Raw genomic sequence first — 14,181 nt, forward strand, 5'->3', positions numbered from 1 at the left:
CGACGGTGGCCGACCAGCAGCTCGAAGAACTGCTCCAAGACGCGGAACGCGTTCTCACCGACAGCGGTGTTTGGAGCCCCCGCGAGGACGCGGCGGCCCTGGCCACCCATGTCCTGGGTCTCGGAGCGTCCGCTCCCGACCCGCACCACCCGGTGCGCCCGGTGGCCGCCGCCGAACTGCGGGCCCTGGTCGCCCGGCGGGCCGCGCGCATCCCACTCGGCCACCTGACCGGGCGGGCCCGCCTCGGCGGCATCGACGTCTCGGTGAACGAGCACGTTTTCGTGCCCCGGTTGCCGACCGAACTCCTGCTGGCCTGGGGGCTGACCGCGGTGGAGGGGACCGAGGCGCCCGTGGTGGTCGACCTGTGCACCGGCTCGGGCGCCGTTGCCCTCGCCGTCGCTCACGCCCGCCCCGACGCCTCGGTCCACGCGGTCGACTTGGACGAGGCCGCCCTCGCCTGCGCCGAGGGCAACGCCGCCGTACGGGAGAAGGCCGGGGACACCCCGGTCACCGTGCACCGGGGCGATGTCACGGACCCCGCGCTGCTCGCCGCACTGGACGGCCGGGCGAACCTCGTCCTCGCCAACCCGCCCTACGTGCCGCTGGGCACGGAACTGCTGCCCGAGTGGGGCCGCCACCATCCGCGTACGGCCGTCTTCGCCGGCGACGACGGGCTGGACGTGATTCGCGCCGTCATTGACTGCACCGCGCGGCTGCTGCGGCCCGGCGGCGCCCTGGCCATCGAGCACGGGGACACCCAGATCGACGTGGTGCCGGTGCTGCTGGACAGGACCGGCCGGTTCTCCGGCACCGAGGGACACCACGACCAGGAGAACCGGCCCCGTTACACCACGACATTCAGAAAGGCAGAAGCATGACGACGACCTCGAGCGCCGAAGTCGGCCTGGCGGGTCTGCGCGCCGAACTCGATCTCATCGACGCGAAGCTGCTCAGCACCCTGAAGGCCCGCATCGGCGTCTGCGTACACATCGCGGAGTACAAGCGGGTACACGAGGTGCCGATGATGCAGCCGCACCGCATCGGTATCGTGCAGGAGCGCGCGGCCCGCTACGGGGCCGAGCACGGTCTGGACGGGACCTTCCTGCGCCGTCTGTACGACCTGGTCATCGAGGAGACCTGCCGCGTCGAGGACATCGTCATCGACGGCGCCCGCAACGACCGGCAGCCGACTCCGGACAGCAACTCATGAACCGCACTGTTCGCACGCTCCTCATCGACAACTACGATTCCTTCACGTACAACCTCTACCAACTCCTCGGTGAGGTGAACGGGCAGTCGCCCGTCGTCGTCCGCAACGACGTCGACTGGTCCGCACTGCACCTCGGCGACTTCGACAACATCGTGGTCTCCCCCGGGTCGGGGCGCCCTGGCCGGGACCGTGACTTCGGTGTCAGCGACCGCGCGATCCTCGACTCGGGCCTGCCGGTCCTCGGCGTCTGCCTCGGCCACCAGGGCATCGCCACGCTGTTCGGCGGCATCGTCGAGCACGCGCCCGACCCGATGCACGGCCGGATATCCCGCGTCCGGCACAACGGCGAGGACCTCTTCGCCGGCCTCCCCTCCCCGTTCTCCGTGGTGCGGTACCACTCACTTGCGGTCACCGGACTCTCCGAGGAGCTGGAAGGCGTCGCCTGGACCGAGGACGGCGTACTCATGGGGCTGCGCCACCGCACCCGCCCCGCGTGGGGCGTCCAGTTCCACCCCGAGTCGATCTCCAGCGAGTACGGACGGGAGCTGCTCGCCAATTTCCGCGACCTGACCCTGAGGCGCCAGGGAACGCACGCGGCCGGCCTCCCCTCGCCCTACCACGTGCACGTTCGTGAGCTGGACTTCACGCCCGACACGGAGGAGGTGTACGCGGCCCTCTTCGCCGCGCACCCGCACAGCTTCTGGCTCGACAGCGGCACCCACACGGACGGCAACTCCCGCTTCTCCGTCCTCGGCGACGGCAGCGGCCCGCTCGCTGAGTACGTCACCTACCGCGTCGCCACCCGCACCGTGTGCGTCGAGCGCGAGGGCAGGCCCGACGAGCACCTGGCGCAGGGATTCTTCAACTACCTCGACACCGAACTGCGCCGCCGCGCGCTGCCTGTGGACACCCGCCTGCCCTTCTCCTTCAACCTGGGATACGTGGGCTACCTGGGCTACGAGCTCAAGGCCGAAGCGGGCGCGACCGCCGCACACACCGCGCCGACGCCCGACGCGGCACTCCTCTTCGCCGACCGGGCCGTCATCGTCGACCACGCCGAGGAGCGCACGTATCTGCTCTCCCTGAGCGCCGGGCCGAACGACCCGGAAGCCGGTGAGTGGTTGTCGGCCACCGCCGCCCGGCTGGCAACGATCCCGGCCGCGACCGTCAGGGAACACCGACCGCTCACCGAGGTGACCTCGCTCGCGGCGGCCTCGCTCACACAGCGCCACGACAGGCACGAGTACCTGAGCAGGATCGAGACGTGCCTGGAGGAGATACGCAACGGCGAGTCCTACGAGATCTGCCTGACCAACACCTTTTCCACGCCCACCCCGCTCGACCCGCTCGGGACCTACCGCCTAATGCGGTCCATCAGCCCCGTCCCCTACGGCGCCCTGCTCGACTTCCCCGGCGTGGCCGTCCTCAGCGCGTCCCCCGAACGGTTCCTTACGATCGGCACCGACCGGATCACCGAGTCCAAGCCGATCAAGGGCACCCGGCCGCGCGGAGCGACCCCCGAGGAGGACCGGGCACTGCGGGACGACCTGCTGGCCAGCGAGAAGGACCGCGCCGAGAACCTGATGATCGTGGACCTGCTCCGCAACGACCTCAACACGGTCTGCGAGATCGGTTCCGTACACGTCCCCAAGCTCTTCGACGTCGAGACGTACGCGCCCGTGCACCAGCTCGTCAGCACCGTCCGCGGTACTCTTCGCGAGAGCGTCTCATCGGTCGACTGCGTCCAGGCATCCTTCCCCGGCGGCTCCATGACTGGCGCGCCCAAACTGCGCACCATGGAGATCATCGACCGCTTGGAGGGAGGGCCGCGCGGGGTGTACTCCGGCGCGCTCGGCTATTTCGCACTGAACGGTGCCACCGACCTCAGCATCGTCATACGGACGATCGTCGCGACCGGTGAAGGCGCGTCCTTCGGCGTCGGCGGAGCGGTGATCGCCCTGTCCGACCCGGTCGAGGAGTTCGATGAGACCCTCGTCAAGTCATGGACGATGGCCGCGACCCTCGCTGCGGGCGCGACACGGAAGATACCGGCCCGGTCCGGGGCGGTGGACGCGTGAGCACCACCGGACAGGCCAGCCCGCCGCTCCGGCGATGTGTCCTCGCGGGCGGATCGGGCGCCGTAGGCCGGCTGTTCACCGAGCTGCTCTCCGCCGCGGGCCTGGACGTCTGCGTGGCCGACCCCGAACCGTCCACCGCGCTCCTGCCCGGAGCCCGGCACATCGCGGGCGACATCACGGCGCCGGACGGCACGCTGCGCTCCGAACTGGAGAACACCGACCTGCTGCTGCTCGCGGTGCCTGAGGCGGTGGCGCTCGCCGCGGTGCCCGTACTCGCTGGCGTCCTGCCGGAACACGCGCTGCTGGCCGACACGCTCTCTGTGAAGACCCGGATCGCCGCCGCCGTCGCCGCGCACGCGCCCGGTCATCAGGCGGTCGGCCTCAACCCGATGTTCGCCCCCTCCCTCGGCATGAACGGCCGCCCTGTGGCCGCCGTTGTCCTGAACGTAGGGCCCCGTGCGGAGGAACTTCTCGGCCTCGTCACCCGGTCCGGCGGCCGGATCGTACGGATGGACGCCGAGCGTCACGACCGGCTGGCCGCCGCCTCCCAGGCCCTCACGCACGCCACCGTGCTCGCCTTCGGACAGGCCCTGTCCGAACTCAACGTGGACATTGAGGAACTGGCCGCTGTAGCACCGCCGCCCCACGCGACGCTGCTGGCGCTGCTGGCCCGGATCACCTCCGGCCCCCCCGAGGTTTACTGGGACGTCCAGTCTGCCAATCCGCTCGCCGAAGGCGCTCGCGACGCACTCGCCCGGGGCGTCGACCGGCTGCGCGACCTCATAAGTGACGGCGGCGAAGAGGACTTCGCCCATCGCCTCGCCATCCTCTCCGGCGTACTCGGTGACCGGCTCCCCGACTATCGCGCCGTCTGCGCCGATCTGTTCACCCACCTGCCCGGCGCCCTGCCCGCCGGCCCCGAGGAGACTGCATGACCACCGACGGACAGCACGCTGGCAAGCCCGCGAACTGGGTCGCCGCCCGCATCGACAGGACCACCGACTCGCTCGACCGGGCCTTCGACGAGGGACTCACCGGCCATGTCATCACCGGCCGCGAGGGCAAGGAGGTGGAGCTGGCGGACGGCGGCAGCGCTGTCGAGTTCGTCTCCTGCTCCTACCTGGGCCTGGAACAGCACCCGTCCCTGGTCTCCGCCGCACAGGACGCGCTCCTCCGCTTCGGCGTGCACTTCTCCTCCTCACGCAACCGGATGCGCCCGATGTACCTCGGCCGACTGGAGGAAATCCTGGGCCAGATCTACGGCGGCCGGCCCGTCGTCCCCTTCACCTCCGTGAGCAATGTCCACCTCGGCGTACTGCCGCTGCTCGGCAACGGGGCCCTTCCCGGGTACCCCGTCTCCGCGCGGGGCCCGGCGTTCCTCGTCGAGAAGACCGCCCACGCCTCCATGCAGGTGCTCCGCGGGGTCATGGAACAGATCGGCCCCGTCAACAGGTTTGACCTGACCGACCCGGAGAGCCTCGCCGGAGGCCTGTCCGAGGCGGTCGCCGAGGGGCGCACCCCCATCGCGCTCGTCGACGGCGTCGGCTCCATGGGCGGGCTCATCGACGTCGTCACCCTCGCCGAGACGCTGCGGAGCGCGGGCGGACTGCTGTACGTGGACGACGCCCACGGCATCTCCATCGACGGCGCTCAGGGCGCCGGATACGCTTACGAGGCCTTCGAGAACGGGCTGCCCGACAACGTAATGCTGGCCGGTTCACTGTCCAAGGCCTTCGGCGGCGCGGGCGGTTTCGTCGTCCTCCCCTCGCAGGCCGACGTACGCGTCCTGCGGAAGTTCGCCAATCCGCTGGTCTTCGGCCACTCCATCATGCTGCCGCTACTGGCGGCAGACGTCGCCGCCGCCGAACTGCACCTCAATGGGGAAGTGGCCCGCCTCCAGGAACGGCTGTGGAGCAACGCGGCCCTCTTCGACAAGCTGGCGGAGGGCCGGCTGGTCAGCGCCGGGCAGCGCTCACCGGTCCGCGGCGCCCACTTCGGCACCGAGGCCGCCGCGTTCGAGGCCGCCCGCCGACTGCGGACTGCCGGGGTACTCGTGCTGCCCGCTTTCTTCCCGACGGTCGCCAAGGGCACCGGACTGATCCGCTTCGCGCTCTCCGCGACCCATGAACCGTCCCACCTGGAGACCGCCGTCGAGGCTCTCGGACCTGTCACCGGCTAGGCCGCCCCACCCGTCAGCCGTGAACTGCCCCCGCGGGCCATACAAGGAGACCCATGAGCCAGACCTTCGTCCCCCCCCCAGGGCCACCCCGCACACTCGCGCTGGCCCAGCTGATCAGCAGGACCGGCGACGGCGCTTACTACGTCACCGCCGCCCTGTTCTTCACCACCGTCGTGGGGCTCTCCCCCGCCCAGCTCGGCCTCGGGCTCACCATCGCCTGGACGGTGGCACTCGTGGTGGGCGTGCCGCTTGGACACCTGGCGGACCGCACCGGGGTGCGGGGGAGCGCAGTCGTCTTCTTCGGCTGCGCCTCACTCACCGTGGGGTCGTACCTCTTCGTCCGCTCCTTCCCGCTGTTCGTGCTCTCCGCGAGCCTGTACGCGGTCGCCCAGCGCAGCGGTTCCGCCGCCCAGCAGGCCCTGCTCGCAGGCGTGGTGCCCAAGGACCAGCTCACCAAGGTCCGTGCGATCCTCCAGGCCAGCTACAACGCGGGCCTCTCGGTGGGCGCCGCGCTCGGCGGCATCGTGCTGCTCTTCGACTCGCGCGGGGCCTACCTCGTGGCCTTCGCCCTCAACGCAGCCGGCTTCGCGGTGGCGGCCTTCGTCCTGTGGCAAGTGCCCGCCGTCCCCCCGACCCCGGCGACTCTCAGGGGCGAACAGAAGCCCCGGCCCGTCTACAAGGACCGCCCCTACGTAGCCATCAGCCTGCTCAATCTGGTCCTGGTGCTGCACGTGCCCCTGATCGACGTGGCGCTGCCGCTGTGGATCGTCGGGCACACCAAGGCCCCGCCGTGGGTTCTTTCGGTGATGTTTGTCCTCAATACCCTCGCAGTGGTGGTCTTCCAGGTGCGGGTGGCGCGCGGAGTCACCGACCTGACGAGCGCCGCCCGGTACGTGACGCGCGGCGCCCTGCTGCTCGGCGCGAGCTGCGTCGTCTTCGCGTTCTCCGGCAGCGGCGGGTCCGCCTGGTCGGCGGTCCTGCTCCTGATCGCCGCAGCGACCGTGCAGACGCTGGGCGAGATGGTGCAGATGGCCGGCAGTTGGGAGATCAGCTTCGGCCTGGCGCCTGACGGACGGCACGGTCAGTACCAGGCGTTCTTCGGTTCGGGTCTCACGGTCGCGGAGATCATCGGCCCGCTGGCCCTGACCGGGCTGCTTGTCTACTGGGGCATGCCCGGATGGATCGTGCTCGGCGCGCTGTTCGTGGTGGCCGGTCTCGCGACCGCACCGGTCGTCCGGTGGGGCGAGCGCAGCCTCCCCGCCGGCACGGCCGCGGTCCCGGTCCCGGACCCGGCCGACAGCCTGGTCAAGGACTGAGGGGGACCGGATGACTTCGGACCGAGGCACGCTTCTGCTCATCGGCGGCCGGGTGGAGACCGTACGCAAGGCCCGGGACCTGGGCCTGCGCGTGGTCAACGTCCAGCGCCCCGAGGAGTACCGGCCCGAGCACGCCGCCCTGGTCGAGGCTGCCCTGCTCGTCGACTACACCGACTGGTCCGTGCTGCGGCCACTGGCGACGGCCGCCCACGAGGTGTACGGCTTCTCCGGCGTCGCCACCATCACCGAACCGGGCGTCGAGCCGGTCGGCTTGATCTCCGACGCCCTCGGCCTGCGCGGGATCAGCCACCACTGCGCCCGGCTGATGCGGGACAAGGAGGCGATGCGCGCCCACCTCGCCGCACGGCCCGGTGCGGTGGCAGCCGCCCCGGTCGACGGCCCTGAAAGCCTGCGGGAGTTCGGCGAGCGGCACGGTCACCCCTTCATCGTGAAGCCTGTCGACGCGGCAGGGAGCTTCGGCGTCCGACTGGTCGGCGGGCCCGACGAGATCGACGAGGCCTGGGACGAAATCGTCCGGTTGCGCGGTAGCACGGACCACAAGTTCGCCAACTACTTCCCGGTGACCCGCTTCTTGATGGAGGAGTACCTGGACGGGCCCGAGTACTCCGTCGAATCCCTGAGCTTCGACGGCCGGCACATCCCCCTCGCCGTCACGGAGAAGGTCACGCACGGCAACTTCATCGAGTCCGGACACGCCCTACCCGCACGGCTGCCTGCTGCCGAGTCAGACACCGTCCTGGCCTGCGTCTCTGCCTTCTTGGACGCCGTGGACCTGCGACACGGCCCCGCGCACACGGAAGTAAAGCTGACAGCCCGCGGCCCCCGGGTGATCGAGTCTCACGGGCGGCCCGGCGGCGACCGGATCATGGAGCTCGTCGACGCCGCCTACGGCGTCGACATCGAGTCGTACACCGTCGGCTGGGCCGCCGGTGTACTGCCCGCGTTGGCCGAGGCGCCCGAGCCGAGCGCCGCCGCCGCGACCTGCTTCCTCACTGTCCCACCGGGCCGGGTCACCGGCGTCCACGGCACCGAAGAAGTCCAGGCGTACGACGGGGTCCTCGTACTCGACATCGCCGTGTCCGTCGGCGACACCATCAGTGCGCTGGAGGCCAGTTGGGACCGGGCCGGCCAGGTGCTGGTCACTGCCCCTTCCACCGAGGACGCCGTCGCACTGGCCGAACAGCTCGCCGGGAAGATCACCGTGACCACGGAGCCACCTGGCGCCTGATCCTGTGCGGTGCTTCGCGTGAAACATCAACTCCGACGCCGCACCGCGACCACACCGCGACCACACCGCGACCACACCGCGCCCACCGGCCGCGAACCAATCCTCAGCACAGAAGGCGGCACCATGTCAGAACACGTCCTGGTCCTCGGCAACGGGTACGATATTCCCGGCCGGATGCGCGCCCGCGGGTGCGCCCTGGACTGCACCATCACCACCAGCGTGCTGTGCCTGCCCGGACATCTGGCCAAACTGGAGGAGCCCGAGGGGCACGCCCGCATCATCGCGGTCGGTGCCGACGCGCCCGACGAGCAGTGGATCGCACTCGCCCGCGCCATCCACGCACTCGACCCGGTGACCCGGATCGGCACCTTCGCGGACCAGTGCCAGGAAGTCGCCGCCGATGTCGGCCGGGCGCTGGGTGTGCCCACCCACCACCCCGAGACCGTCCGGCTGACCTTCGACAAGTGCGCCATGCGTGGGCGGCTCGCCGAAACAGGAGTGGAGGCCGTGGTATCGGCCGAGATGGCCGGTCCGGACGAGCTGCGTGAGTTCGCCACGTCCCACGGCTACCCGTGCGTGGTCAAACCCCAGCGCGGCACGGCCAGCACGGGAGTGTCGGTGATCCGGACGCCGCAGGAGGCCGATGCCGCCTTCTCCCGGGCCCGCGGCACGGGCGAGCCGGCCGACGTCATGGCGGAGGAGTTTCTGCGCGGCGACCAGTACAGCGTGGAGGCGTTCTCCGAACACGGCGAGCACGTCACCGTTGCCATCACACGCAAGTACTCCGACCCCGCCAGCCTGGTGGAGCTCGGCCATGTGATGCCCGCCCCGCTGGCACCGGAACAGGAGCAGGTGATCCGCGCCTGTGTGAGCGCTGCCCTGGACTCGCTGGGAGTGGAGTTCGGCCCCACCCACACCGAGGTCGTGCTCACCGAGTCCGGGCCACGGCTCATCGAGACCCATCTGCGCGTCGGAGGCGACGAGATCTGGAACATGGTCACCGACGCGACAGGCGTGGACCTGGTCGAGTACCAGCTGAGGCAGTGCATCGGCGAAAAGGTGCTCCCCGACCTGCGTGCTGTGCTCGCCGACCCGGAACGCGCTAGGCGCGCGGAGGCGATCTGGTTCGCGGGAGCACCGGAGACCGGCACCCTGATCGAGATCGCCGGTGCGGACAGCACCCTCGCCGAGGGGGTCCAGCTCGATCTGCTGGGCAAGCTCGGTCACAAGCTGGTCGGTCCGCAGAACTCCGATTCCCGTCTGGCGCAGGCCCGCGCCCACGCGGACACCGCGACGGGGGCCCTCGCTCTGGCCCGTGAGACGATCGGACGGCTTACCTTCGTCACTCGGGTTTCCCGCCGAGCCTCAGGACCTGCTGTGACCACGCCGGTGGTGTCCCGGCGCACGGCCGTCCCGACGGGTTCCGACGCACGCGACACCCGCTCGGTGGTCAGTGAACTCGACGGCCACATCGTCTCGATGGTGCTGCGCCGGGCCGAACTCGCCCGGCGCGACCAAGCCGCGCGACAGCAGGCGGGACTGCCAGCCTCGGAGCTGGCCTGGGAGAACGCGGTAGTAAACCGGTACGCCGACCAGCTCGGCCGACAGGGCGCCGACATCGCGCTCGCCGTGCTAGCACTCTCCCGGAACTACAGCCGGTGTGCCACGGTGAGTGGTCTCGTCGGCGGTAGTGGCTGATGCAGGCTCTGGTCTGGTGTCGGCGACGTCAGCGGTTTCAGTGCAGGGCGAGCCCGGTCCTGGCAGTGCGGGTGAGAGCCAGGACGAGGCGGTCGTACTTTCGACGGATCTCGGTCGCAGCGTGCGGTCGGCCAGGTCGACGATGGCGAAGTCGACGCGCTCCGGCATCTTGAGGCCCGCGTTCGGACCATCGACGATGCCGGGCAGCCCCAGTCCGGACCCAGCCGTGTCCGGTACGACGTCGGCGTAACTGATGCCGCCCCCAGACGATCTCTGAAGTTCCTCGGACATGTGCCGCCTCCCCTGATTCAGTGAGCGGCCACCCTACGACGCTCTTTGGGGTGGTCGGATGGGAACCGGCGATCTCGTTCACGCCCGGGTGGAGGCGGTCTTATCTGACCGTGCTCGCACCTCCGAGGGCAACCATGGGCCCCGGCGGTCACGCTTCGTGCTCGCAGAAATGAGTAGTTCTGAGAACGAGCAAGGGCCGCTGAATCGCGTCCGTTTTGCCGCTGTTCGTCGTTCTCATAACTTCTCGCAAAACGGGGCTCGCACAATGGTCCCTGATGTAGCTTCTGCGACATGACATCGCTCGCCGAACTGGCCACGGCCGTCGAACAGTTCGACTGCCCGACCTGTTCCGTCCCCGCCGGAAGCACCTGCCGCACCCGCGGCGGCAAGGTCGCCCCGAAGTACCACACCCCCCGCTTCATGCTCGTCCCCTAGCTCCGCGCCGAACTCGAAGTCCGCACCCCCGCCGACCGCGGCCCCGGCCGGGTGTGGGAAATGGGCCCGGCGGTGGACGCCGCCGCCCCGCAGGCCCAGGTGAAGCCCACGAGAGTGGGGTACGCCCGCTGCAGCACCGCCGCGCAGGAGCTACAGAGCCAACTCGACGCCCTCCATGAGGCGGGCTGCGACCCGGTCTTCTCCGAGAAGATCAGCACCCGGATCAAGGTGGGGCCCGAGTTCGTCAAGGCCCTCGCCTACGGGCAGAACATCAAGAAGGCCGTCCCGCAACAGCGGGTCATCCTCACGGTGCATGAGATGAAACGGCTGGGACGCGGCGCCGCAGAGCTCCTGACCATCGCCGAGACCCTGCGCGCCGACGACATCCAGCTCGAACTCCTCACCGGCCCCCTCCAAGGGGTCTACGACCCCTCCGGGCACGGCGCCGCTCTGTTCGCGTTCTTCGCCGGCATGGCCGAGTCCGAGCGCGAGTACATCCGGGAGAAGTCCCTGGAAGGCCAGGTATCCGCCCGCGAGCGGGGCCGCCACGGCGGACGCCCCAAGGTCATCGACAACCACCAGATCGACTACGCCCGCACCCTACGCGCCCAGGGCATGTCTGTCCCCGAGATCGCACAGAAACTCGTGATCTCCACCGGAGTGAACAAGGGCGACAACCCGTCGGTGGCCACCGTCTACCGCGTCCTGGCCGAAGCCGACGCTGACACCACATCCGAGGAGAGCGCGTGATTGCCGGAATGCACCGCACCAAGGGCGGCGGACCGCAGCTCGGCGCCAACACCCCGGGAACGTGTGAGCCGTTCGGGCCGTACGGCGGCCGCGAGGTCCCCGCGGCCGCTGACCCGAACGAGCAGAAGGAGAGCCCCGATGGGCATGGAACTGAAGACCACCGATGACCCCCACTACGTGGAGATCCACGACGCGACCGGCCCCACAGGCCACCTCTGCTACCTGGAGCCCGAAGACGGCGAACCCGGCGGCTGGGCCTCCGAACTGCGCGGCTTCCCCTGCTCCAAAATCCGGTCCGGACCCATCTGCGACAGCGCCGCCGAGGCGTTCGCCGCACTCCAGCCGCTGTACGAGGAACTGCTGGAAGTCCGCCGCACCGCGGCGAAGTTCCACAAGAACCACAAGGTCAGCGTGATCAGTACCCCGATGGGCGGCAAACCCCGCTGACAGCGCGCCACTGCCCGAGCCGCCCGGGACCGGTTCTGGGGAGAACCCGTAAACCTGCTGGTCAACGCGGCGCAGGTGGGGACATGATGGGGGCCGTTGTGTCGTACGAGGAGAAGGACAGAGCGTCCATGGCGCTTCCCCCGCTTTCGAAGGCCCAGCGAGCGGCCGCGCTCGAAAAGGCCGCCGCCGCACGCACCGAGCGGGCCGAGGTGAAAGAGGCCCTCAAGCTCGGCAAGCTCACCCTGAACGCGGTGATCGCCGATCCCACCACGTCGGTGGGCAAGATGCCCGTCCACTCACTTCTCGCCGCTCTTCCCGGCATCGGCAAGATCCGCGCGACGCAGATCATGAAGGAGCTCGGCATCTCCGAGAGCCGACGCGTGCGCGGTCTCAGCAGCAACCAGGAGATCCTTCTCCTCGAACGGTTCGGGCCCAAGGACTGACGCCAGCGACGCGATGCCCGGCCAGAAGGGCTCCGGCCCCGGGCGCCGGAGCCCCCGCAGGAGGAGACCGCTGGCCACAGCAGCTCACCCCAGGAGGCCGTGCTCCGCCACCGCCGCCATGAACTCCTTCGTCTGCAGGACCGGAGTCCCGCGCAACGGCGGCGTACCCGGCGCTGGCCTGTCCCCGCCCAGCAGCCCCGCCAGCCTCACCGAGCCCCGCTCGACCGCGGCCCGCATCCGCTGCTCCACCACCTGCGCGTACGGCTCCGGGGCCTCACGCGTGTCGTAGATACCGATCAGCGCCGAGGCGTCTTCCGGGCCGCCCCCGAAGCCGTACGTACGCGATGTCCAGCCCAACTGCCGGGCTGCCTTGCGTAGCGCGGCCCGGATCAAGTCCACGCCGCCCAGCTGTGCCGCTTCCTCTCGCGGCAGGCGGACCTGGAAGGTGCCGCCGTAACCGCCGGCCCCCTTGGGGTCGCTGCGTTCCAGAAGCGGCACCAGGACCTTCGCCAGCGCGATCCACCGCTCGTCCTTCGCGTACGACACCATGACGACGAACGTACGCGACCCCGGCCCTCCAGAGCACGGAACCCGCCACGGCCGACACGTACGTGCGACGGGCCCCGGCTACCGCTCCCGCAGGTCATACGGGTTGCTCTCCCCGTACCGCTCGTCGTCCTCGGCGAGGTCGAAGCCCTCTTCCCACTCATCCGTCTTCAGCCAGTTCGCCGGGCCGCCGACCCGGAACTGGGACTCCCAGCGAGGCTCACCGACGGTGAAAGCGTGGAGCTGCGGCTGTTCGTCGCTGTCCCGGTGTACGAACTTCTCGTCGTACGTGAGGAAGTGGCCCAGGTCATCGCGGTCCTCACGGACCTCCTCCGGCAGCGTGACCACCCGGGTCACCGTGTCGTCGTCGCAGTCAACTTCGACCATCACCGGCATCACGTATCGGACCGACCGCTTCGCCATCGTCCCGCCCCCTCATCGTGCTCATCGAGAACGGGCGCCACGGTATCCAGTAGCAGGGCGAAGGAACCGGACTTCTCCAGAACATGCCCCGGCTCGCTCCCGCTGGCGCTCACCCGGCGTCCGGCAAAGCAGCAGCCCCCCGTACAGCGCCGCCACGCGAGCGGAACTCCACACCGGCGTCAACAAGGAGACCGTGGACCCCACCGTAGGAACGGCCGGTGGCCCCGGCGAGAGCCCGGATCGAAACCCCCGCCTCGTACTGGACCTTGAGGTCAGCTGCGACCTTGTCGCGCTCCGGACCGGGCATCAGCTTGCGGGCCGGCTTCTTCCTCGACATCAACGGGCTCCCCTTCTCGTAGGACAAGCAGACCCCGACATGATCGCGTGAGACGAACGGCGGCGGTACGGGTTCGCCCGATCCCGCCCCATCCCGGCCGGTACGGTGGACGCAGGAGCACGGAGAGGGCGGCGGACATGGCGGGCGAGACGCTGGTGACGGTGGTGGGCAACCTGACCGCCGACCCGGAACTGCGGCACACCAACTCCGGACTGCCCGTCACCGGGTTCACCATCGCCTCCACCCCGCGCGTCTTCGACCGCGAGCACAACGAATTCGTCGCGCTGTTCCTGCGCTGCTCGATCTGGCGCCAGGCCGCCGAGAACGCCGCCCAGTCCCTCACCAAGGGCGCCCGGGTCATCGTCACCGGCCGCCTCAAGCAGCGCACCTTCGACGACAAGGAAGGCACCCGCCGCACCGTCTCGAAATCGACGCCGAGGAGATCGCCGCCTCCCTGACGTACGCGAAGGCGTCCGTCACCAAGACCTACCGCCCCGGCGGCACCACTCCCACACCGCGCTCCGCCACCGCGGACACGGGTCAGCCCCAGGCGACGGCTCCCGCCGAGACCCACCCGTTCTGATCGCCGCAGACGCTACGGCACGATTCCGGCGTACTCCGGCCGCCTGACCAGGCCCTCAACGGTTCAAGATCATCCCATGGCTCCTTTTGGGCTTACCTGGGAACCGACGCCTATCGCATCCGATGCGAACTGGCGGCATCTTGCGCCGTGTTGGTCAGGTGGGCTTTGAAGCTGCTGATCAGCAGGTAGACGGTCC

15 protein-coding genes and 1 pseudogene are annotated in these 14,181 nt (G+C 69.8%); 13 read left to right on the forward strand and 3 right to left on the reverse strand.

The window, feature by feature from the left end; genetic code table 11:
• Positions 1-5: 5 nt before the first annotated feature.
• From ACWDZ7_RS39860 to mihF, 12 genes are all read left to right on the forward strand, one after another.
• A complete protein-coding gene (locus ACWDZ7_RS39860; protein ID WP_451803657.1) occupies positions 6-878 on the forward strand; it encodes a N5-glutamine methyltransferase family protein in 873 nt (290 codons plus the stop codon).
• Positions 875-1,210 (forward strand): chorismate mutase family protein, encoded by a 336-nt coding sequence (locus ACWDZ7_RS39865; RefSeq protein WP_451803658.1) that lies wholly within the window; start codon positions 875-877, stop codon positions 1,208-1,210. The genes ACWDZ7_RS39860 and ACWDZ7_RS39865 overlap by 4 nt, the downstream gene beginning before the upstream one ends.
• On the forward strand, positions 1,207-3,288 hold the full coding sequence (gene pabB, locus ACWDZ7_RS39870) for an aminodeoxychorismate synthase component I (protein WP_451803659.1): 2,082 nt from the start codon (positions 1,207-1,209) through the stop codon (positions 3,286-3,288). Before ACWDZ7_RS39865 ends, pabB begins: the two co-directional genes overlap by 4 nt.
• Positions 3,285-4,223 carry a prephenate dehydrogenase/arogenate dehydrogenase family protein gene (locus ACWDZ7_RS39875; protein ID WP_451803660.1) on the forward strand — a complete coding sequence of 313 codons (939 nt, stop codon included), beginning with the start codon at positions 3,285-3,287 and terminating at the stop codon, positions 4,221-4,223. Before pabB ends, ACWDZ7_RS39875 begins: the two co-directional genes overlap by 4 nt.
• Positions 4,220-5,467 carry an aminotransferase class I/II-fold pyridoxal phosphate-dependent enzyme gene (locus ACWDZ7_RS39880; RefSeq protein WP_451803661.1) on the forward strand — a complete coding sequence of 416 codons (1,248 nt, stop codon included), beginning with the start codon at positions 4,220-4,222 and terminating at the stop codon, positions 5,465-5,467. The genes ACWDZ7_RS39875 and ACWDZ7_RS39880 overlap by 4 nt, the downstream gene beginning before the upstream one ends.
• A 53-nt stretch (positions 5,468-5,520) precedes the next feature.
• Positions 5,521-6,783, forward strand: coding sequence for an MFS transporter (locus ACWDZ7_RS39885; RefSeq protein ID WP_451803662.1), 1,263 nt, complete (start codon positions 5,521-5,523; stop codon positions 6,781-6,783).
• A 10-nt stretch (positions 6,784-6,793) separates the two neighbouring features.
• Positions 6,794-8,032, forward strand: coding sequence for an ATP-grasp domain-containing protein (locus ACWDZ7_RS39890; protein ID WP_451803663.1), 1,239 nt, complete (start codon positions 6,794-6,796; stop codon positions 8,030-8,032).
• A 123-nt stretch (positions 8,033-8,155) separates the two neighbouring features.
• Positions 8,156-9,730 (forward strand): ATP-grasp domain-containing protein, encoded by a 1,575-nt coding sequence (locus tag ACWDZ7_RS39895; RefSeq protein ID WP_451803664.1) that lies wholly within the window; start codon positions 8,156-8,158, stop codon positions 9,728-9,730.
• 582 nt (positions 9,731-10,312) lie between these two features.
• Positions 10,313-10,456 (forward strand): zinc finger domain-containing protein, encoded by a 144-nt coding sequence (locus ACWDZ7_RS39900; RefSeq protein WP_451803665.1) that lies wholly within the window; start codon positions 10,313-10,315, stop codon positions 10,454-10,456.
• Between the two features lie 60 nt (positions 10,457-10,516).
• The gene (locus tag ACWDZ7_RS39905; RefSeq protein WP_451803666.1) at positions 10,517-11,206 is read left to right on the forward strand and encodes a recombinase family protein; all 690 of its coding nucleotides are present in this window, start codon (positions 10,517-10,519) and stop codon (positions 11,204-11,206) included.
• 138 nt (positions 11,207-11,344) lie between these two features.
• Positions 11,345-11,653, forward strand: coding sequence for a hypothetical protein (locus tag ACWDZ7_RS39910; protein WP_451803667.1), 309 nt, complete (start codon positions 11,345-11,347; stop codon positions 11,651-11,653).
• Between the two features lie 128 nt (positions 11,654-11,781).
• Entirely contained in the window at positions 11,782-12,096 is a 315-nt protein-coding gene (gene mihF, locus ACWDZ7_RS39915) for an integration host factor, actinobacterial type (protein WP_451803671.1), read from the forward strand.
• An 84-nt stretch (positions 12,097-12,180) separates the two neighbouring features.
• Here the strand turns inward: mihF and ACWDZ7_RS39920 are convergent, their stop codons facing one another.
• The 3 genes from ACWDZ7_RS39920 to ACWDZ7_RS39930 all read right to left on the reverse strand — a co-directional run bounded on the left by ACWDZ7_RS39920 (position 12,181) and on the right by ACWDZ7_RS39930 (position 13,402).
• Positions 12,181-12,645 carry a hypothetical protein gene (locus ACWDZ7_RS39920; RefSeq protein WP_451803668.1) on the reverse strand — a complete coding sequence of 155 codons (465 nt, stop codon included), beginning with the start codon at positions 12,643-12,645 and terminating at the stop codon, positions 12,181-12,183.
• A 78-nt stretch (positions 12,646-12,723) separates the two neighbouring features.
• Complete coding sequence (locus ACWDZ7_RS39925; protein ID WP_451803669.1) at positions 12,724-13,065, reverse strand: hypothetical protein; 342 nt, start codon at positions 13,063-13,065, stop codon at positions 12,724-12,726.
• A 109-nt stretch (positions 13,066-13,174) separates the two neighbouring features.
• Entirely contained in the window at positions 13,175-13,402 is a 228-nt protein-coding gene (locus ACWDZ7_RS39930; RefSeq protein WP_451803670.1) for a helix-turn-helix domain-containing protein, read from the reverse strand.
• A 137-nt stretch (positions 13,403-13,539) separates the two neighbouring features.
• On the opposite strand from ACWDZ7_RS39930, the pseudogene ACWDZ7_RS39935 reads away from it, so the two are divergent.
• Positions 13,540-13,904 (forward strand): annotated as a pseudogene (locus ACWDZ7_RS39935) (single-stranded DNA-binding protein); the annotation flags it as partial.
• Between the last annotated feature and the right edge of the window lie 277 nt (positions 13,905-14,181).

This window comes from Streptomyces sp. NPDC003032 (assembly GCF_053591415.1).

Coding starts and splice junctions, on each gene's coding strand:
- ACWDZ7_RS39865 (WP_451803658.1), top strand. CDS start 875: ATGACGACGACCTCGAGCGCCGAAGTCGGCCTGGCGGGTCTGCGCGCC.
- pabB (WP_451803659.1), top strand. CDS start 1,207: ATGAACCGCACTGTTCGCACGCTCCTCATCGACAACTACGATTCCTTC.
- ACWDZ7_RS39880 (WP_451803661.1), top strand. CDS start 4,220: ATGACCACCGACGGACAGCACGCTGGCAAGCCCGCGAACTGGGTCGCC.
- ACWDZ7_RS39885 (WP_451803662.1), top strand. CDS start 5,521: ATGAGCCAGACCTTCGTCCCCCCCCCAGGGCCACCCCGCACACTCGCG.
- ACWDZ7_RS39890 (WP_451803663.1), top strand. CDS start 6,794: ATGACTTCGGACCGAGGCACGCTTCTGCTCATCGGCGGCCGGGTGGAG.
- ACWDZ7_RS39895 (WP_451803664.1), top strand. CDS start 8,156: ATGTCAGAACACGTCCTGGTCCTCGGCAACGGGTACGATATTCCCGGC.
- ACWDZ7_RS39900 (WP_451803665.1), top strand. CDS start 10,313: ATGACATCGCTCGCCGAACTGGCCACGGCCGTCGAACAGTTCGACTGC.
- ACWDZ7_RS39905 (WP_451803666.1), top strand. CDS start 10,517: ATGGGCCCGGCGGTGGACGCCGCCGCCCCGCAGGCCCAGGTGAAGCCC.
- ACWDZ7_RS39910 (WP_451803667.1), top strand. CDS start 11,345: ATGGGCATGGAACTGAAGACCACCGATGACCCCCACTACGTGGAGATC.
- mihF (WP_451803671.1), top strand. CDS start 11,782: ATGGCGCTTCCCCCGCTTTCGAAGGCCCAGCGAGCGGCCGCGCTCGAA.
- ACWDZ7_RS39920 (WP_451803668.1), bottom strand. CDS start 12,645: ATGGTGTCGTACGCGAAGGACGAGCGGTGGATCGCGCTGGCGAAGGTC.
- ACWDZ7_RS39925 (WP_451803669.1), bottom strand. CDS start 13,065: ATGGCGAAGCGGTCGGTCCGATACGTGATGCCGGTGATGGTCGAAGTT.
- ACWDZ7_RS39930 (WP_451803670.1), bottom strand. CDS start 13,402: ATGTCGAGGAAGAAGCCGGCCCGCAAGCTGATGCCCGGTCCGGAGCGC.